This window comes from Streptomyces sp. NPDC047841 (assembly GCF_040704085.1).
GTDB lineage: Bacteria > Actinomycetota > Actinomycetes > Streptomycetales > Streptomycetaceae > Streptomyces > Streptomyces argyrophylli.
Genome location: NZ_JBEYRP010000005.1, coordinates 182,008 through 200,806 on the forward strand (window position 1 = coordinate 182,008; position 18,799 = coordinate 200,806).

Below are 18,799 nucleotides of genomic sequence, written 5' to 3' on the forward strand. Positions count from 1 at the left end.
GACGTGGACGTGAACGGCACTGTGGCCGAGGGCTTCGAGCCGGTCAGGGAGGCGTTCGCCGCGAACTTCGCGCTGCTCGGCGAGCGCGGAGCGGCCGTCGCCGTCTACCGGGACGGACACCGGGTCGTGGACCTGTGGGCCGGCACCCGGGACGTGGACGGCACGGCCCCCTGGCAGCGCGGGACCGCGCAGATCGTGCGCTCCGCCACCAAGGGCGTCGCCGCCGCCGCGCTGCTGCTCCTGCACCAGCGCGGCGAACTGGACCTGGACGCCCCGGTCGGCACCTACTGGCCGGAGTACAAGGCGGCCGGCAAGGAGCACACGCGCGTACGGGACCTGCTCGCGCACCGCGCGGGCGTGCCCGTGCTGGACCGCCCGCTGACCCCGGCCGAGGCCGCCGACCCCGACCTGAGCGCCGCCGCCGTGGCCGCGCAGGCGCCGGTCTGGGAGCCGGGCACCGCCCACGGCTACCACGCCCAGACCTTCAGCTGGCTCACCGGCGAACTGCTCCGCCGGATCACCGGCCGCCCGGTCGGCGACTGGATCGCCGAGGAGATCGCCGGGCCGGCGGGCGCGGACCTGTGGCTCGGCCTGCCGGAACCGGAGCGGGCGCGCGTGGGCCGCGTCGGCCCTGTGGACGCGCCCGAGACCGCCGGCGGGCTGAAGACCCGCCCCAAGCGGGCGGTGGCCGAGGTCTACGCCGACCCGGACTCCCTGACCCGCCGCGCGTTCGCCGCGATCACCCCGTTCCCCGACGAGAACGACCCCGGCTACCGCGCCGCCGCCCTGCCCGCCTCCAACGGCATCGCCACGGCCGACGGGCTGGCCCGCTTCTACGCCTCGCTCATCGGCGGGGTCGACGGCGGGACCCGGCTGTTCACCCCGCGGACCATGGAGCTGGCCCGCGCGGAGGAGTCCGCCGGACCGGACCGGGTGCTGGTGGTGGGCACCCGCTTCGGCCTCGGCCACATGCTGCACGGTGCCGCGTCCCCGCTGCTCACCCCCGGCTCCTTCGGCCATCCCGGGCGCGGCGGCGCGCTCGGCTTCGCCGACCCGGACACCGGCGTCGCCTTCGGCTACGTCACCAACGGCTTCCGGCAGAGCGTGACGGCGGACCCGAGGGCGCAGGCGCTGGTACGAGCGGTCCGCACGGCGCTCGCCTGAGCCATACGCGCCCTCGGCGCACGCCGGGCGCGTGTCACACGTGGATCGGGTGCGAGGTCCGTCCGGACGCCTGGTCGATCTCCTCGTGTGCCTTGGTCAGCAGGTGCATGGCCAGTTCGTTGAGGGCGCGGGCACCGGCGATCTCCTCGCCGACCCGGGGCTGGTTGGCGTCGACGCCGTGCCGGCTGGCCCGGCCGTGGGCCCGTACCTCGGAGCCGTCGGGCAGGCGCACCAGGGCCGCCGCGCGCGTGTGCTGATCGTCCTCCATGAACTCCATCTCGATGTGCCATCCCACAGCGGTGTGCATCATGACGACCACCTCCGAAAACCGCTGCTTCCAGGGTGCGTCACCGCACCCGGCCCGTCATGTCGGCACCGTGCGCCGCGCTAGCCGGCCCGCAGCATCAGCCCGATGCCCACGACCACCAGGCCCGCCGCCGCGATCCTGGGCGCCCCGAAGCGCTCCTTGAAGAACAGCGCGCCGATGGCGGCGCCGACGATGACGGACGACTCGCGCAGGGCGGCGACGGGGGCGAGCGCGGCCCGGGTCTGGGCCCACAGCACGAGGCCGTACGCGGCGACGGACAGGGCGGCGCCGAGGAGGCCGAGGGCGGCGTACGGCCGCAGGAGCCGGATGGTGCCGGCACGCGCGCGTGCGTACAGGAACGCGGGCAGCACCGCCCCCTGCACGGCCATGAGCCAGGCGATGTAGCCGGGAGGCGTGCCCGAGGCCCGTACGCCCATGCCGTCGATGACGGTGTACGCGGCGATGGTCAGGCCGGTCGCGAGGGCCGCGCCGATCGCCGCCCAGTCGGGCCGCCGCCCGCGCAGTCCCCACAGCCCGACCCCGCCGAGCCCCAGGCAGGACACGGCGATGCCGGCGGCCGCCCAGGCGCCGGGCACCTCGTGCGCGAAGACGGCGGCGAGCACGGTGACCACGAGCGGGGCGCTGCCGCGCGCGATGGGGTATGCCTGCGTGAAGTCGCCCAGCCGGAACGAGGTCATCAGCAGCGCGTAGTAGGCGATGTGCACGGCGGCCGAGGCGAACAGGTACGGCCAGGCGGGGCCCGCCGGGAACGCCGTGAACGGTGCCGCCGCGAGCCCGATCAGCAGTCCACCGCCGGAGATCAGGGCGAAGCCGACGAGCTTGTCGGTGATGCGGTGCGCGATGGCGTTCCAGCTGGCGTGGGTGACGGCGGCGAGCAGCACGGCCGTCGCGACCAGCGGTGTCACGCGTGCCGCTCGCGCACGTCCACCAGGGTGGCGCCCGCGTGGGCGACGAGCTCCTCCGGCCCGATCGGGAAGACGGTGTACGGCGTGCCGGCCGCCGCCCAGACCACCTCGTGGGCGAGCAGCGAACGGTCGGCGAGGACCCGTGTGCGGGTGCGGTGCCCGAAGGGCGGCACCCCGCCGATGGCGTACCCGGTGGTCTCGCGCACGAGCCCGGCGTCGGCCCGGGTGACCTTCGCGGCCCCGAGCTCCTGCCGCAGCCGCTCGACGTCCACCCGCGAGGCCCCGTCCACGAGCACCAGCACGGGCACCCCGTCGGCGGCGAAGACCAGTGACTTGCAGATCCGGCTCAGCTCGCACCCGATGGCGGCGGCGGCCTCGGCGGCGGTCCGGGTCGCCTCCGGGAAGCTGCGGACCCGGGGCAGCAGCTCCCCCAGTCCCGACTCCTGCACGGCGGCGGCGAAACGAGGATGAGCGGTCGTCGTCATGGGCGCACGCTAGCGGGAAAGCCGGTGAGGGTGCAGCCCCGTCCCCACGGGCACCCTCACCGGCGGCTCTGTGTCAGGAGCGGTACGTCAGGCCCGTACCAGCTCCTTCTCGTCCTCGCGGTCGGCGTGGGCGCGCAGGCCCTCGCCCTCCACGTCCACGTTGGGCAGGGCGCGGTCCAGCCACTTCGGCAGCCACCAGGCCCGCTTGCCGAGCAGGGCGAGGACCGCCGGGACGATGGCCATGCGGACGAGGAACGCGTCGAAGAAGACGGCGATGGCGAGGCCGAAGCCGATCATCTTGATCATCGACTCGCTGGAGCCGATGAAGCCGGAGAAGACGGCGATCATGATGACGGCGGCGGCGGTCACGACCCGGGCGCCGTGCCTGAAGCCCGTCACCACCGCCTGGCTGGGCTTCTCGCCGTGGACGTACGCCTCCCGCATGCGGGTCACGAGGAACACCTCGTAGTCCATCGCGAGGCCGAAGACGACGCCCACCATGAAGATCGGCATCATCGACATGACCGGGCCGGTCTCCTCGACGTTCAGCAGGCCCGACAGCCAGCCCCACTGGAAGACCGCGACCACGGCGCCGAGGGCCGCCATCACGCTGAGCAGGAAGCCGAGCGCCGCCTTCAGCGGGACCAGGATCGAGCGGAAGACCACGATCAGCAGGAGGAAGGCCAGGCCGACGACCAGGGCCAGGTACGGCAGGAGCGCGTCGTTCAGCTTCTGCGAGACGTCGATGTTCATCGCCGTCGAGCCGGTGACCAGGACTTTGGAGTCGGTCGTGCGGGCGATGTCCGCGCCCTTGTCGCGGATGGCGTGCACCAGGTCCTCGGTGGTGGTCGAGGACGGCTTGGAGCCGGGGACGACGGTGATCGTCGCGGTGTCGCCGGCCTTGTTGGGCGTGGCCGGGGTGACGGTGACGACGTCCTTCAGGCCCTTGATCTCGTCGCCGACCTCGCGGAACGCGGCCTTGGGGTCGGCGCTGTCCTTGGCGTCGACGACGATCATCAGCGGGCCGTTGAAGCCGGGCCCGAAGCCCTCGGAGAGCAGGTCGTAGGCGCGGCGCTGGGTGGTGGAGGCCGGCTGGGAGCCGTCGTCGGGCAGGCCCAGTTCCAGGGAGGCGGCCGGGATCGCCGCCGCGCCGAGCCCGAGCACACCGAGCAGCAGCACGGCGACCGGGCGGCGGACGACGAAGCTGGCCCAGCGGGTGCCCATGTTGGGGCGGCCCGGCTTCTTCGGCGTGCGGCCGCCGCCCAGCAGCCTGCTCTTCTGGCCGGCCGGCCTGATCCTGCGGCCGGCGTAGCCGAGCAGTGCCGGGATCATGGTCAGCGCGATGAGGACGGCGATGGCGACCGTGCCCGCCGCGGCGACGCCCATCTTCGTCAGCATCGGGATGTTGACGACGGACAGGCCGACCAGCGCGATGACGACGGTGAGGCCGGCGAAGACGACCGCCGAGCCCGCCGTGCCGACGGCGCGTCCGGCCGCGTCCTCGCGCTCGCGGCCCTCGGCGAGTTCGGCGCGGTAGCGGGAGACGATGAAGAGGGCGTAGTCGATGCCGACGGCGAGGCCGATCATCGAGGCGAGGGTGGAGGTGGTGGTGCCCAGGTCCAGGGCGCTGGCGAGCGCGGTGATCGCGGAGACGCCGATGCCGACCCCGATGATGGCGGTGAGCAGCGGGAATCCGGCCGCGAGCAGCGAGCCGAAGGTGATGACCAGGACGACCGCGGCGATCGCGATGCCGATGATCTCGCTGGAGCCGGTCTCGGGGGCCGCGCTCAGCGCGTCACCGCCGATCTCGACGGTGAGGCCCGCGTCCCGCGCGTCCTGGGCCGCGTGCTTCAGCGCGTCCTTGGAGGAGTCCTCCAGCTCCATGCCGGAGGCCCCGTACTTCACCGAGGCGTAGGCGATGGTGCCGTTCTTGCTGACGGCGTGGCCGGTGTAGGGGTCGGCGACGGAGGCGACCTCGGAGCCGCTGCGCAGCTCCTTGACGGTCTTCTCGACGGTCGCCTTGTTGACGGCGTCCGTCATCTTCTCGCCCTGGGGGGCCTTGAAGACGACCCGGGCGGTGGCGCCGTCGGCGCTCATCCCGGGGAAGCGCTGTTCCAGCAGGTCGAAGGCCTTCTGGGCCTCGGTGCCGGGGATGGAGAAGGACGTGTTGCCGGCGGCCGGCGCGGAGGCGGCGCCCACCCCGGCGAGGGTGAGCAGCGCGACCCATATGAGGGCGACGAAGTGCCGTCGCCGGAAGGCGAGGCGTCCGAGTTTGTAGAGGAACGTGGCCACGGAGGCGTACTCCCGGTCAGGTCGTTGGGTTCAGCTGGGCAGGGGTGATCAGCCCGACGACGTGAGCGGTGACGTCAGGTGGTGGGCTTGCTGGGGAAGAGCGTCAGCTCGCGGTGACGCCGAAGGCGGGGAGGACCACGGCGTCGATGTACGAGAGGAGGAAGTCCTGCGTCGGAGGCTGCTCGTCGATCAGTGTGCGGGCGGCGAACGCGCCGATCATCATGTGCATCATGAATCCGAGCGCGGGGTTGTCCGCGCGGACCTCGCCCCGGTCGATCGCCCGTTGCAGCACGCGGCGGAACTCCGCCATCTCCGGCTCGACGAGGTGCTCCCGGAACGCTGTGAGCAGGTCCGGGTTGCCGTGCACCGCCATGGCCAGGCCCCGCATCAGCGCGGAGCTCTGTTCCATCTCGCAGTCGTCCGCACGCAGGGTGAGCGCGTGCAGATCGCCTCTGAGGGAGCCGGTGTCGACGTCGCCGGCCCGGCCCGGCTTGCTGTGCCGCACGGCCTTGGCCACCAGCTCGGCCTTGCCGCCCCACTGGCGGTAGAGCGTGGCCTTGCTGGACCGGGTGCGGGCGGCCACGGCGTCCATGGTGAGGGCGTCGTAGCCGACCTCGCGGAGCAGGTCGAGCACGGCCTCGTACAGCTCGGCCTCGCGCTCGGGCGTGATGCGGCTGCGACGTGTCGCCGCGACGGCTTCGGTCATGCCCGTCACCTTCCCGCTCCGGAGCTTCTTCCTCGTACATCCATGAAGATACCCCGTGCACCAGCGAAACGAAACCGTTTCGTACGTGCGGTGGGTCACGAAGGTGAAGGGCCTGTAAGGAACCGGGCGGCGCGGACCCCACGAGTTGCCCGCGCCGTATGCCCGGAAAAGCATGGGAACGTGAGCTATCTGCGCCTTCCCCACCTCAGCGGTGACCTGCTGTGCTTCGTCGCGGAGGACGACCTCTGGCTGGCCCCCCTCGACGCCCCGGGCCGCGCCTGGCGGCTCACCGCGGACCGCACCAAGACCGGCCACCCGCGCTTCTCCCCCGACGGCCGCCGGATCGCCTACACGACCTGGCGCAGCCTCGCCCCCGAGATCCACCTCGTCGACGCCGGCGGCGGCCCCGGACGCCAGCTGACGTACTGGGGCAGCACCGACACCCAGGTCTGCGGCTGGACCCCGGACGGCGACATCCTGGCCGTGGCCTCCCACGGCCAGCCCTTCTCCCACTTCACCTGGGCCTACAAGGTCCCCGCCGACGGCGACCCGGGCGGGCGGCTGCCCTGGGGCCCGGTCGCCGACATCCAGTGCGCCGACCTCGCCGGCGAGCACAGGACCCTGCTGCTCACCGGCACCCCGCCGCACGAACCGGCCTCCTGGAAGCGGTACCGCGGCGGCGCCATGGGCCGGCTGTGGCTGCACGGGCAGCGCCTGCTGCCGGACCTGGAAGGCCATCTGGCCTGCCCCATGTTCGTCGCCGGCCGGATCGCCTTCCTCTCCGACCACGAGGGCGTCGGCAACCTCTACTCCTGCGCCTACGACGGCACCGACCTGCGCCGGCACACCGACCACGACGCCTTCTACGCCCGGCACGCCGCCGGCGACGGCGACCGGGTGGTCTACCAGTGCGCGGGCGACCTGTGGCTGGTGGACGACTTCTCGCCGGGCGGCATGCCGCGCAAGCTCGACGTCCGGCTCGCCGGACCGCGCACCGGCCGCCGCCGCTACCAGGTGCCGGCCGCGCAGAACGTCGACGGCATCTCCGTGGACGAGACCGGCCGGGCCAGCGCGGTCGTCGTCCGCGGCAGCCTGTACTGGCTCACCCACCGCGACGGCCCGGCCCGTACGATCACCGACACGCCCGGCGTCCGGGTACGGCTGCCGGAGATGCTGGGCTCCACCGGGCAGATCGCCTACGTCACCGACGCCGAGGGCGAGGACGCCGTCGAGATCGCCCGCCTGCCCCGCGCCACCGGCGACCGCCCGCCCCGGCGGCTGGCCTCCGGCGCGCTGGGCCGGGTCCTGGAGATGGCCTGCGACCCCGAGGGCGAACGCCTGGCCGTGGCCTCGCACGACGGGCGGCTGCTGCTGATCGACGTGCCGGAGGACGGTGCGGCGGAACCCGGGGAAGCCGCGCCGGAGCCGGAGCAGGGCGAGGGGGAGAGCGGGGCGGCGGCCGGCATCACCGAGCTGATCCGGTCCCTCAACGGCCCGGTCCGCGACCTCGCCTTCTCCCCCGACGGCTCCTGGCTCACCTGGTCGCACCCCGGCATCGGCCGCTCCCTGCGCCAGATCAAGCTGGCCCGCATCAAGGACCGGCTGGTCGTGGACGTGACGAACGGCCGCTTCGAGGACGAGAACCCGGTCTTCACCCGCGACGGCCGCTACCTCGCCTTCCTCTCCTGGCGCGGCTTCGACCCGGTCTACGACGTGCACACCGGCGACCTGTCCTTCCCGCTCGGCTGCCGCCCGTACCTGGTCCCGCTCTCCTCGGCCACCCCCTCCCCGTTCGCCCTGAACCCCGAGGGCCGCCCGGCCGCCGGCGGGCTCGATCCGCTGGAGGACGAGGAGACCGGTGAGGCCGGCACGGTGACGGTCGAGGCCGAGGGGCTGGCGGACCGCGTCACCCCGTTCCCGGTCATCGCCTCCAAGTACTCCGGGCTCTGCCCGGTCGCGGGCGGCGGCCTGGTCTGGCTGCGCTGGCCGATCTCCGGCGCGCTCGGCGAGACCTTCGTCAACCCGGCCGACATCAGCGGACGCCCCACCCTGGAGTACTTCAACATCGCCAAGGCGAAGAAGTCCGAACTGGTCGACCACCTGGACTGGTTCACCGTGAGCGGCGACGGCACCCGGCTGGTCGTCGTGGACGAGGGCGAGCTGCGGGCGGTGCCGTCGACCGAGATCGGCGACGCGGACTCGACCGTCTGGATCGACGTGCGCCGCATCCTGCACCAGGCCGACCCGCCCGCCGAGTGGCGCCAGGCCTACGACGAGGCGGGCCGTCTGATCCGCGCCTACTTCTGGGAGCCGGGCATGTGCGGCATCGACTGGCCCGCGGTGCTCGAACAGTACCGCCCGCTGGTCGAACGGGTCGCGTCCCCCGACGAGTTCGCCGACCTGCTCCGCGAGGTCCTCGGCGAGCTGGGCACCTCGCACGCCTACGTCACCGCCGCCCGCCGCAACGAGGGCCCGCCGCACTACCAGCGCTGGCAGGGCCTCCTCGGCGCCAACTTCGTCCGCCGGGACGGACGCTGGGTGGTCAAGCGCATCCTCGCCGGCGACTCCTCCGACTCCAGGGCCCGCTCGCCGCTGGCCGGCACGGGCATCCGCGAGGGCGCCGTCCTGACCCACGTCGAGGGCCGCGCGGTCGACCCGGTGGCGGGCCCGTACCCGCTGCTGGCCGGCTCGGGCGGAACGACCGTGGAGCTGACGTTCACCCCGTCCGAGGACGATACCGGGCACGCCCGCCGCGTCGCGGTCGTCCCGCTCGTCGACGAACGGCCGCTGCGCTACCAGGACTGGGTCGCCAAACGCCGGCAGGTCGTCCGCGAGTTGAGCGGCGGCAGGTGCGGCTACCTGCACATCCCCGACATGGGCGGCTCCGGCTGGGCCCAGTTCAACCGCGACCTGCGCATGGAGGTGTCCCGGCCGGCGCTCATCGTGGACGTGCGCGGCAACGCGGGCGGCCACATCAGCGAACTCGTCGTCGAGAAACTGACCCGGACCATCCTGGGCTGGGACCTGACCCGGGACGCGCAACCGGTGTCGTACGCCTCGAACGCCCCGCGCGGGCCCATCGTCGCCCTCGCCGACGAGGCGACCTCCTCCGACGGCGACATGATCACCGCCGCCTTCAAGCTGCTGAAGCTCGGCCCGGTCGTCGGCCAGCGCACCTGGGGCGGAGTGGTCGGCATGACCGGCCGGCACCGGCTCGGCGACGGCACGGTCATCACCGTACCGATGAACGCGGCCTGGTTCGACGCCTACGGCTGGTCCGTGGAGAACCACGGCGTCGCCCCCGACCTGGAGATCCTGCGCACCCCGCTGGACTGGGCGGAGGGCCGCCACGCCCAGCTCGCCGACGCGGTGGAACTCGCCCTGGAACTGCTGGAGTCCGACCCGGCGGCGATCCCCCCGACCTACGACGGCGTCCCGGACCGATCCCGCCCGAAGCTGCCCCCGCGGGCGACTTCCTGACCTGCCGGACCCGACGCGGGGTGCCCTCCCGGAAGAAGGGCACCCCTCGTCAACCGGCCGGAGCCGAGCGCAGCGGTCAGGCGTCGTAGTCCCGGTCGTACCGGTCCTCCATCTGCTGCTCCGTGTCCTCGATGTCACGGTGGTTCTGGCCGCCCCGCTCCGACGGCTGCTGGCCCTGGCGGCCCTGCTGCTGGCCCTGGCGGCCCTGCTGCGGACCGCGCTGGCCGGCCTTCTCGCGGCCCTGGTCCATCTTGTCCTTGGCCTGGCGGGACTTCTCCTGGAACTGGTCCTTCATACCCATGTGGGTTCACTCCCGTGATGAGTGGGGGTCCGGCCCCGTCGGTGGGGCCTCGACCAGATTCACACGGGCGAACACGGTGCGCATGTCGATCAGTTACGGTGCGTAGCGCGAGCCGCCTCGTCGGCCTCCCCACCTGCGCCGACGAGCCCGGAACGCATGCCCTTCAGGCGGGGCGCGAACCGCTTCATCTCGCGCTGCCCGACCGTCCCGATGAGCCCCGGCAGATATCCGCGCACGCCCTGCATGCCGCGCAGCCACCACTGCCCGTACACGTGCGCCGAGCGCCGCTCGATGCCCTCCACGAGCCGGTCCACGGCGGGACCCAGCGGATAGGTCTTGTTGGACGGCCACGGCAGCCGCTGCCGCAGCTCCCGCATGACGTCGTCCTGGTCGGCCCCGCGCACCATGTCGGTGTCCGTCCACGACAGGTACCCGACGCCGACGCGGACGCCCTGGTAGCCCACCTCGGCGCGCAGACTGTGCGCGTACGCCTCCACGCCCGACTTGGACGCGCAGTACGCCGTCATCATCGGCGCGGGCGTGATCGCGGCGAGCGAGGCGATCTGGAGCAGGTAGCCGCGGCTCTCCACGAGCACCGGCAGGAACGCCCGCGCGGTGACCGCCGAACCGATGAGGTTCACCTCGATGACCCGCCGCCACGCCTGCGGATCGGAGTCGGCGAACGGACCGCCCGTCGCCACACCGGCGTTGGCGACCACGATGTCGACCTTCCCGAACCGCGCCTTCACCTCCTCGGCGACCCGGCTCATCGTCTCGTGGTCGGTGACGTCGGCGTACCAGTGGGCGCTGTCGCTGTGCAGCCGCCCGGAGACCTCCTTCAGCGCCTCCTCCTCCAGCCCGACCAGCGCCACCTTCGCGCCGCGCGCGGACAGTTTGCGCGCCAGCAGCTCACCGACGCCGCGCGCCGCTCCCGTGACGACCGCGACCTGTCCTTCGAGGCTGACCCTGCTCATGCGCCCTCCTTGATCTGCGCGGGGGTGGAACCGTGCCCGGGGACGGCCCCCGTGACATACGTGCCGACGAGTTCCCGGATGCGGGCGGTCACCGGCTGCGGGGCCTCGACCGGGGTCATGTGGCCGACGCCGGGCAGCTCGGTGAGGCCGACGCAGTGCGGCAGCGCGGCGACCAGCGCACGGGCGTGCACCGCGGGCGTGAGCCGGTCGGACGCGCCGTGCAGCACGGCGGTGGGCACGCCCAACCGCCGTACGGCGTGGTCGAGATCGAGCCCGGCGAGGACCGCCGACCACGCGTGGCGCGCGGCACGCGGGCAGGCGTGCACGATCCGCGCGCACGCCTCCACCATGTGCGGGGCCGAACCCGCGCCCATCGTGGCGTACTTGAGGACGCTCCGCGCGACCGGTGTGACCGGCCCGAGGGGCGCGCGGGAACCGAGGACGCGCCCGGTGATCCAGGTGCGCACGCGCCCGGCGGGCAGCGGCACCACCCGCGACCGGGCGACCAGCCCCGAACTCCCCGTGCTGCACAGCAGGACGGCGGCGGCGTGTTCCCGGAAGCGGGGGCGCCCGGCCGCCGCCATGACCGTCATGCCGCCCATGGAGTGACCGGCGACGAGCGCCTTCTCCCCGCGCGCCAGCGTCTGACCGAGCACCGCTTCCAGATCGTCCGCCAGCGCCTCGGTGGTACACGCGGGGCTCGCGGGACTGCGCCCGTGCCCCCTCTGGTCGTAGGCGATCACCCGGTGGTCGGCGGCCAAGTCCCGTATCTGGGCGGCCCAGAACGCCGTCGAGCAGGTCCAGCCGTGGGCGAGGACGACCGGTGGCGCGTCCTCGTGGCCGTGCACCTCCACGTGCAGCCGCGCGCCGTCGGCGGAGACGGCGGTGAGGGTACGGGCCGGGACGGGCGGGGCGTAGGGGCCGGAGGTGACGTGGGCGCTCCGGCTCATGCGGCGGCCCCGCTCTTGCGGCCGGCCGGCCCGGCGCCGGGGCCGGACACCGGCGCGGGTTTCCGCAGCACCTCGTACTCCGCGAGGTCCACCCGCCGCGTGGCACGCCGGAACTCGGTCGTCGTACCGGGCCAGATGGTGGTGTTGCGGCCGCTCGCGTCCAGGTACCAGCTGGTGCAGCCGCCGGTGCTCCACACGGTCCGCTTCATGCGCTCCTGCACCCTGTCGTTCCAGGCGTCGACGGCGGCGGGCCGCGCGTCGAGGGCGGTACGGCCGCCCAGGACGTCGAGCTGGCGCAGATAGTCGGCCATGTAGCTGAGCTGGGACTCGATCATGAGGATCATGGAGGAGTTCCCGAGGCCGGTGTTGGGCCCGATGATCGTCATCCAGTTCGGGAACCCGGCCGCCGAGGCGCCGCGCAGCGCCCGCATGCCGTTCTTCCAGGACTCCGCGAGCGTGATGCCCTCCGCGCCGACCACGCGCTCGGCGATGGGCATGTCCGTGACGTGGAAACCGGTGCTGAAGATGATCACGTCGACCTCGGCCTCGGTGCCGTCGGCCGCCACCGCCGTGGACCCGCGGATCTCGCTCAGCCCGCCGACGACGTCCACATTCGGCCTGGCCAGCGCCGGGTAGTACGCGCTGGACAGCAGGATGCGCTTGCAGCCGATGCGGTAGTCCGGGGTGAGCCTGGCGCGCAGCTCCGGATCCTTGATCGCGCGGGCCATGTTCCGCTTGGCGAGCTGTTCGACCAGGCCGAGTTCGTCCGGGCGCTTGGTGAACGCCTGCACCTGGAGCTCCCGGATGCCCCACAGCAGTCCGCGCCGGACCTGGGCGGTGACGGGCAGCCGGCGGTGCAGCCAGCGCTCGGCGCCGCTGATGGCGCGGTCGACGCGGGGCAGCACCCAGGGCGGGGTGCGCTGGAAGAGGGTGAGCCGGCCGGCCTGCGGCTGGATGGCGGGGACGATCTGGATGGCGGAGGCTCCGGTGCCGATCACGGCGACCCGCTTGCCGCGCAGGTCGTAGTCGTGGTCCCAGCGGGCGGAGTGGAACACCTTGCCCGGGAAGGAGTCGAGACCGGGGACGTCGGGGACCTTCGGGTCGGACAGCGGCCCGGTGGCGGAGACGACCACATCGGCGGTCAGCGTGCCGCGCGTGGTCTCGATGGTCCACCGCAGGTTCTCGTTGTCCCAGGTCATCAGCTTGACCTCGGAGTCGAGGCGGAGGTGCGGGCGCAGCCCGAAGACGTCGGTGACGTGCTCCAGATAGGCGCGGATGTGCCGCTGTCCGGAGAAGGTGCGCGGCCAGTCCGGGTGGGGCGCGAAGGAGAAGGAGTACAGGTGCGAGGGCACGTCACAGGCGCACCCGGGGTAGCTGTTGTCCCGCCAGGTGCCGCCGACGCTGCCGGCCCGCTCCAGGACGACGAAGTCGGTGATTCCCTCGCGGCGCAGCCGCACGGCGGCCCCCAGCCCGCCGAACCCGGACCCGATCACCGCCACCCGTACATGCTCGTGCTCGGCCATCCCGAAGCCTCCACGCATCGCCTAGGACTCTGCCAGTGAACACTGGCGCAATGGGACTGTAGAACAGCCGCCTACCGAGCGGTAGGGGCCGGCCGAAGGAAAGTTACCGGCAGTACGCCATAGGCTGCGGTCGTGGCAGAGGACGCGGAACACCCCACGGTCAGGCGCGAGTACCGCATGGAGGAGCTGGCCCGGCGCGCCGGCATCACCGTGCGCACCCTGCGCTTCTACCGCGAACGCAAGCTGATCGGGCCGCCCCGCCGCGAGGGCCGCATCGCCTGGTACGACGACCACCACCTGGCCCGGCTGCGCACCATCGCGGCACTCCTGGAACGCGGCCACACCCTGAACGGCATCGCGGAACTCGCCGACGCCCTCGACCAGGGCCGCGACGTCGCCGACCTGCTCGGCGTCGGCACCCCCACCGAGGAGGAGCCCGTCCGCCTCACCCCCGAGGAACTCGCCGCCCGCTTCGAGGGCGAGGTCACCCCCGAGAACCTGGCCGCCGCCCTGGAACTGGGCTACCTCGGCACCGACGGCGACGAGATCGTCCACATCAGCCGGCGCCTGCTGGACGTCTCCTCCGCGCTGGTCCGCGAGGGCATCCCGCTCGCCGAGGTGCTGGCGGCCGGCGCCCGCGTCCGCGAGCACGCCGACGCCCTGGCCGAACTCTTCGCCGACCTGATCCTGCGCCACGGCCCCGAGGAGGACCTGCGCCGACTGCGCCCGCTGGCCCGCAGCGTGGTGGAGGCGGAACTCTCCCTGGCACTGGACCGCCGGCTGAACAAGCGGGACTGACCGGGAAGGCCGGACGAGCGGGCCTAGGGTCTCTCGTTTGGATCATGCCGGGCTCGCGTGCCCTGGCACCGCGCCTCGCCGCGTTGTCGTCGGTTGCCATGGCTCCGCCATGGCGCCCTCCTCCGCCTTGCGATGCACGGCACCAGACCCCGCTCCCTGATCCGGCCTGATCCAGACGAAAGACCCTAGAGGTCGTAGACGACCGTCACCGGCGCGTGGTCCGACCAGCGGTCGGCGTGCGTGGCCGCGCGCTCGACGAAGCCCTTGACCGCCTTGCCGGCGAGACCGGGCGTGGCCACGTGGTGGTCGATGCGCCAGCCCGAATCGTTGTCGAAGGCCCGCCCCCGGTACGACCACCAGGTGTACGGGCCCTCCGCGTCCGGGTGCAGGGCGCGGACGACGTCGACGTAGCCGCCGTCCTCAGGGGCGAAGACGCGGTCGAGCCAGTCCCGTTCCTCGGGCAGGAAGCCGGAGCTCCTGGTGTTGCCGCGCCAGTTCTTCAGGTCGGCCTGGCGGTGGGCGATGTTCCAGTCGCCGCAGACGAGGACCTCGCGCCCGTCGGCGGCGGCCCGTTCGCGCAGCTCCTTCAGATGGGCCAGGAACTCGCCCATGAAGCGGACCTTCTCGTCCTGCCGCTCGGTGCCGACCTCGCCGGAGGGCAGATAGAGGGAGGCGACGGTGACGCCGGGCAGGTCGGCCTCGACGTAGCGCCCGCTGCCGTCGAACTCGGCGGAGCCGAAGCCGACCCGGACCCGGTCGGGTTCGCGCCGGGTGTAGAGGGAGACGCCCGCACGGCCCTTGGCGGCGGCCGGGGCGTGCACGACGTGCCAGCCGTCGGGCCGGCCGGCCTCCTCGGGCAGCTGGTGCGGCTCGGCCCGCACCTCCTGGAGGCAGACGACGTCCGCGTCCGTCCCGGCGAGCCATTCCACGAAGCCCTTCTTCGCGGCGGCCCGCAGCCCGTTCACGTTCACCGAGGTCACAGTCAGCACCCGGGCACGATACCGGCACACTGGTCGGGGTCCGCAAAATCCGGGACCGCCCGCCGACTGCATAGAAGTACGATGCCCAGCATGATTATCCGCCGTGTTCGTTTCGATCACCCCGACGCCCTGAAGCTCAACGACGAGGTCCAGGCCGAGTACCACCAGCGCTACGGCGACGGGGGCGACGCCACCGCCCTGGACGCCGCCGACTTCGACCCGCCCCGGGGCGTGTACCTGATCGCGTACGACGAGCGCGACCGCCCCGTGGCCACCGGCGGCTGGCGCAGCCAGGACCGCAACGAGGAGGGCAACGAGGACGGCGACGCGGAACTGAAGCGGATGTACGTCGTCGCGGAGATGCGCGGCCGGGGGCTGGCCCGCCGCATGCTCGCGGCCCTGGAGGAGGACGCCCGCATGGCCGGCCGGGTCCGCATGGTCCTGGAGACGGGCACCAAGCAGCCGGAGGCCATCGCCCTGTACACCTCCAGCGGCTACGAGCCGTGCGCCAAGTTCGGCTACTACCGGCACCACGAGGAGAGCCTCTGCTACGCCAAGCGGCTCTGACCGGGGGCGGTGAAGCCGCCGCCCGTGCGGCGGCGATGCCGCCGTCGCACGGCGGAAACGAAGAAGATCCCGACCGGTCGTGATGACCGACGGGATCTTCTTCGTGCAGTGGACCTGAGGGGATTTGAACCCCTGGCCCCCTCGATGCGAACGAGGTGCGCTACCGGACTGCGCCACAGGCCCTTGCAACGAGTGAAACTTTAGCATCCCGATCGGGGTGCTTGGAAATCCGCTCCCTGACTGGTCAGGGCGGGGGTTTCCGAGGTGACCGGGGTCACTCGTTGGCCGCGCGCGGACGGTCGTCGTCCTCGTAGGGGTCGTACTGGTCGAAGAGCGGCGTGCGTTCGCGTTCCCGTGCCCGGCGGGCGGCGGCCGCGGCGGAGGCCGCGCCGCGCGAGCGGGTCCGGGCGTGGGGGCGGCCGTCCGCCGCCTTGTCCCCCTTCTTCTGCCCGGGTACCGCCTCCGGGTCGCGTGCCTCGCTGTCGGTGGCGTGGCCCGCCTCCTGCTCCGGCACGACCGCGCTGGAGCGTGCCGAGCTCCAGGTGTCGGGCGCGCCGAGGTCCACGTCGGAGGTCGCGCGCGGGGCGACGGGCGCGGTCACGTACGTGGGCAGCGGCACCGGCACCGGGTCCCAGCTCTCCCCGTGGCCGGGCCTGCGCTGCCGCTCGCGCTGCTGGTCGACCCACTCGGCGTGGTCGGTCTGCTCGACGAGGGCGCGCCGGTCGGCGGCGAGCGCGGACAGTCCGGTGCCGGTCTCGGTGGGCTGGACCTCCTCCGGTTCCTCGGCGGCCGGTCCCGTCTCCAGGGGCGCGCGCCGGCGGGGCTGGCGCTCGCGCAGGCGCTGGGCGGCGGCCTCGGCGTGGCGCCGGTCCATCTGGTAGGCGAACCGGCGGCGCTCCTGAGTGCGCAGATAGGCGATGTACGCGCTGAGGAGCACGGCGGGCGCGGCGGGCACCCAGAGGAAGGCGAGGCCGCCGACGGCGGCGACGATCGCGCCGAGGGTGAAGGCGAGGAAGAGCACCACGGTGGTGCGCCGTCGGCGCGCGAGCACCTTGGTGCGCCGGGCGCGTGCCGCGGCCGCCTGCGCCGAGGGCGCGCTGCGTGCTGCCGGTTCACGCTGCTGGGCCGGCGGGGTCGCGGGGGCGGGCCGGGACGCCGGGACGGAGACCTGGTCGCTCGGCGCCTCGGTGCCGCCGGGCGCCTCGGCCTCGGCCTCGACGGCCGCCTGACGGCGGGTCGGAGGCACGGCGAAGGCACGGACGTCCACCGAGTCGGTGACGGCGTCCGGATCGACGGCGCCCGGCTCCTCCTCCTGGGTGGAGCGCGCCCGCAGGTCCCTGGCGTACCGGCGCTCCATACCCGCCCGTCCGGACAGCAGCCGGATGGCGGTGCTGAAGCGTTCCGTCGGACGGGCCTCGTTCAGCTCGTCCTGCCTACGGAGCCACATCGGCACCAAGTAGGCGGCCCAGGCCCCGACAATGACTGCGTAGATGAGGCCGCTGCTGCTCACGCTCACACCGTAGAGGGGTTTGTGTGAGGCCATCCGCCAATTGGGCCGGTGTGTCGCACGATCTGGCTCATATTTCCAGCATTTTTTGCGACGCTTGCGATCAGCGGACCACCGCAGCCGGGAATTCGGCGCCCCGAGTCGGTCAGCAGTCGGTCATTTTCGAACACATATTCAATTCACGGACTCTCGGTGCGCTGGCTCCCGCGCGAGCGCGCCCGCTTCCACCGCGTGAGCAACCCGTCGGGCACCTCTTCCGCGGTGAGCGCGAAGACGAGATGGTCGCGCCAGGCACCGTCGATGTGCAGATAACGCGGCCGGAGCCCCTCCTCGCGGAATCCGAGTTTCTCCACGACCCGCCGGCTCGGCCTGTTCTCCGGGCGAATGCAGACCTCGACGCGGTGCAGGCCGACGGTGCGGAAACAGTGGTCCACCACGAGCGCGACGGCCGTCGGCATCACCCCGCGCCCGGCCACCGCCTCGTCCACCCAGTAGCCGACGTGCCCCGAGCACATCGAGCCCCAGGTGATCCCGGCGACCGTCAATTGCCCGACCAGCTGCCCCTGGTACTCGATGACGAACGGGAGCATCCGGCCCGCGTTCGCCTCGGAGCGCAGATGCCGGACCATCTGGCGGTAGGTCGGCCGGTGCGCGATCGGCCCGCTCGGCGTGGGCGGCGGGATGGTCGCCTCCCACGGGCGCAGCCAGTCGCGGTTGCGCCGGTTCACCTCGCGCCAGACCCGCTGGTCGCGCAGCTTTATCGGCCGGAGGACGACATCGCCGTCCGCCAGTACGACGGGCCAGGACGGGCCGTTCAGCTCGCACCCCCCGTACCGCCGGGTCTCGGGTGGTCACCGCCGCGGATCTGGTCGACGGCGTGGAGCAGCAGGGGCTCCAGCACGGCGAGCCCGTCGCGCACCCCGCCGGTCGACCCGGGCAGGTTGACGATCAGCGTACGCCCGGCCACTCCGGCCAGGCCCCGGGAGAGCGCTGCGGTCGGCACCTTGTCCCGCCCGTACGCGCGGATGGCCTCCGCGATGCCCGGCACCTCGTACGCGATCACCGCGCGGGTCGCCTCGGGGGTGCGGTCGGTGGGCGACAGGCCGGTGCCGCCGGTGGTGACGACGACGTCGTACCCGGCGGCGACGCCCGCGCGCAGGGCCGCCTCCACGGGGTCGCCGTCGGGTACGACCCGCGGGCCGTCGACGTCGAACCCGAGGCCGCTGAGGCCGTCGGCGACCAGCGGGCCGCCCTTGTCCGCGTAGACGCGCGCGGCGGCCCGGTTGGAAGCGGTGATCACCAGAGCACGGTAGGTCATGCCCGGCTCCAGTCACCCGACTTGCCGCCCGTCTTCTCCTCCACCCGTACGTCCGTGATGACCGCCCCCTTGTCGACCGCCTTGACCATGTCGATCACGGTGAGCGCGGCGACCGTCACCGCGGTGAGGGCCTCCATCTCGACGCCCGTGCGGTCCGTGGTCTTCACGGTGGCCCGGATCTCCACGGCGTCGTCCGCGACCGACAGGTCCAGTGTCACACCGGACACCGACAACGGGTGGCACAGGGGGATCAGATCCGGGGTGCGCTTGGCGCCCATGATCCCGGCGATCCGCGCGGTGGCCAGGGCGTCCCCCTTGGGCACGCCCTCGCCGCGCAGCAGCTCGACCACGCGCGGTGCGACGAGGACCCGGCCGCTGGCGCGGGCGGTGCGCGCGGTCACGTCCTTCCCGGACACGTCGACCATGCGGGCCGCGCCCGCCTCGTCGATGTGCGTCAGTCGGTCCTGCACAGGGGCTCCGGGGGTCTCCCCCCGGGAAGGCTGGGTCATGGCTGTGGCGCT

18 protein-coding genes and 1 tRNA gene are annotated in these 18,799 nt (G+C 73.1%); 4 read left to right on the forward strand and 15 right to left on the reverse strand.

Going from position 1 to position 18,799, the window contains the following annotated elements; genetic code table 11:
* Positions 1-3: 3 nt before the first annotated feature.
* Complete coding sequence (locus AB0947_RS09575; RefSeq protein ID WP_366749947.1) at positions 4-1,164, forward strand: serine hydrolase domain-containing protein; 1,161 nt, start codon at positions 4-6, stop codon at positions 1,162-1,164.
* A 34-nt stretch (positions 1,165-1,198) separates the two neighbouring features.
* Here AB0947_RS09575 and AB0947_RS09580 read toward each other — a convergent pair whose 3' ends face one another.
* The 5 genes from AB0947_RS09580 to AB0947_RS09600 all read right to left on the reverse strand — a co-directional run bounded on the left by AB0947_RS09580 (position 1,199) and on the right by AB0947_RS09600 (position 5,880).
* Complete coding sequence (locus tag AB0947_RS09580) at positions 1,199-1,474, reverse strand: DUF1876 domain-containing protein (protein ID WP_366749735.1); 276 nt, start codon at positions 1,472-1,474, stop codon at positions 1,199-1,201.
* Between the two features lie 77 nt (positions 1,475-1,551).
* Positions 1,552-2,397: a DMT family transporter gene (locus tag AB0947_RS09585; RefSeq protein ID WP_366749736.1), complete on the reverse strand. Its 846-nt coding sequence runs from the start codon at positions 2,395-2,397 to the stop codon at positions 1,552-1,554.
* Positions 2,394-2,882: a YbaK/EbsC family protein gene (locus AB0947_RS09590; protein ID WP_366749737.1), complete on the reverse strand. Its 489-nt coding sequence runs from the start codon at positions 2,880-2,882 to the stop codon at positions 2,394-2,396. Before AB0947_RS09590 ends, AB0947_RS09585 begins: the two co-directional genes overlap by 4 nt.
* Positions 2,883-2,969: 87 nt before the next feature.
* Entirely contained in the window at positions 2,970-5,174 is a 2,205-nt protein-coding gene (locus AB0947_RS09595) for an MMPL family transporter (protein ID WP_366749738.1), read from the reverse strand.
* A gap of 103 nt (positions 5,175-5,277) precedes the next feature.
* Entirely contained in the window at positions 5,278-5,880 is a 603-nt protein-coding gene (locus tag AB0947_RS09600; protein WP_366749739.1) for a TetR/AcrR family transcriptional regulator, read from the reverse strand.
* Between the two features lie 180 nt (positions 5,881-6,060).
* On the opposite strand from AB0947_RS09600, the gene AB0947_RS09605 reads away from it, so the two are divergent.
* Positions 6,061-9,360 carry a S41 family peptidase gene (locus AB0947_RS09605; protein ID WP_366749740.1) on the forward strand — a complete coding sequence of 1,100 codons (3,300 nt, stop codon included), beginning with the start codon at positions 6,061-6,063 and terminating at the stop codon, positions 9,358-9,360.
* 76 nt (positions 9,361-9,436) lie between these two features.
* On the opposite strand, the gene AB0947_RS09610 is transcribed toward AB0947_RS09605, so the two are convergent.
* The 4 genes from AB0947_RS09610 to AB0947_RS09625 all read right to left on the reverse strand — a co-directional run bounded on the left by AB0947_RS09610 (position 9,437) and on the right by AB0947_RS09625 (position 13,108).
* Complete coding sequence (locus AB0947_RS09610; protein WP_366749742.1) at positions 9,437-9,661, reverse strand: hypothetical protein; 225 nt, start codon at positions 9,659-9,661, stop codon at positions 9,437-9,439.
* A gap of 89 nt (positions 9,662-9,750) precedes the next feature.
* Positions 9,751-10,635 (reverse strand): SDR family oxidoreductase, encoded by an 885-nt coding sequence (locus AB0947_RS09615; RefSeq protein WP_366749743.1) that lies wholly within the window; start codon positions 10,633-10,635, stop codon positions 9,751-9,753.
* Positions 10,632-11,585: an alpha/beta hydrolase gene (locus AB0947_RS09620; protein ID WP_366749745.1), complete on the reverse strand. Its 954-nt coding sequence runs from the start codon at positions 11,583-11,585 to the stop codon at positions 10,632-10,634. Before AB0947_RS09620 ends, AB0947_RS09615 begins: the two co-directional genes overlap by 4 nt.
* Entirely contained in the window at positions 11,582-13,108 is a 1,527-nt protein-coding gene (locus tag AB0947_RS09625; RefSeq protein ID WP_366749747.1) for an NAD(P)/FAD-dependent oxidoreductase, read from the reverse strand. The genes AB0947_RS09620 and AB0947_RS09625 overlap by 4 nt, the downstream gene beginning before the upstream one ends.
* 177 nt (positions 13,109-13,285) lie before the next feature.
* Between AB0947_RS09625 and AB0947_RS09630 the strand changes: the two genes are divergently transcribed.
* Complete coding sequence (locus AB0947_RS09630; protein WP_366749948.1) at positions 13,286-13,906, forward strand: MerR family transcriptional regulator; 621 nt, start codon at positions 13,286-13,288, stop codon at positions 13,904-13,906.
* Between the two features lie 185 nt (positions 13,907-14,091).
* Here AB0947_RS09630 and AB0947_RS09635 read toward each other — a convergent pair whose 3' ends face one another.
* On the reverse strand, positions 14,092-14,895 hold the full coding sequence (locus tag AB0947_RS09635) for an exodeoxyribonuclease III (RefSeq protein ID WP_366749748.1): 804 nt from the start codon (positions 14,893-14,895) through the stop codon (positions 14,092-14,094).
* An 81-nt stretch (positions 14,896-14,976) separates the two neighbouring features.
* Between AB0947_RS09635 and AB0947_RS09640 the strand changes: the two genes are divergently transcribed.
* Positions 14,977-15,453, forward strand: a complete 477-nt coding sequence (locus AB0947_RS09640; protein WP_366749749.1) for a GNAT family N-acetyltransferase — start codon at positions 14,977-14,979, stop codon at positions 15,451-15,453.
* A gap of 109 nt (positions 15,454-15,562) precedes the next feature.
* Here the strand turns inward: AB0947_RS09640 and AB0947_RS09645 are convergent.
* From AB0947_RS09645 to moaC, 5 genes are all read right to left on the reverse strand, one after another.
* Positions 15,563-15,636, reverse strand: a tRNA-Ala gene (locus AB0947_RS09645).
* A gap of 91 nt (positions 15,637-15,727) precedes the next feature.
* Positions 15,728-16,963, reverse strand: coding sequence for a gephyrin-like molybdotransferase receptor GlpR (gene glpR / locus AB0947_RS09650; RefSeq protein WP_366749750.1), 1,236 nt, complete (start codon positions 16,961-16,963; stop codon positions 15,728-15,730).
* Positions 16,964-17,139: 176 nt separating this feature from the next.
* Entirely contained in the window at positions 17,140-17,778 is a 639-nt protein-coding gene (locus AB0947_RS09655) for a GNAT family protein (RefSeq protein ID WP_366749949.1), read from the reverse strand.
* Positions 17,775-18,278: a MogA/MoaB family molybdenum cofactor biosynthesis protein gene (locus tag AB0947_RS09660; RefSeq protein ID WP_366749751.1), complete on the reverse strand. Its 504-nt coding sequence runs from the start codon at positions 18,276-18,278 to the stop codon at positions 17,775-17,777. The genes AB0947_RS09655 and AB0947_RS09660 overlap by 4 nt, the downstream gene beginning before the upstream one ends.
* Entirely contained in the window at positions 18,275-18,787 is a 513-nt protein-coding gene (moaC, locus tag AB0947_RS09665; RefSeq protein WP_103809876.1) for a cyclic pyranopterin monophosphate synthase MoaC, read from the reverse strand. Before moaC ends, AB0947_RS09660 begins: the two co-directional genes overlap by 4 nt.
* Between the last annotated feature and the right edge of the window lie 12 nt (positions 18,788-18,799).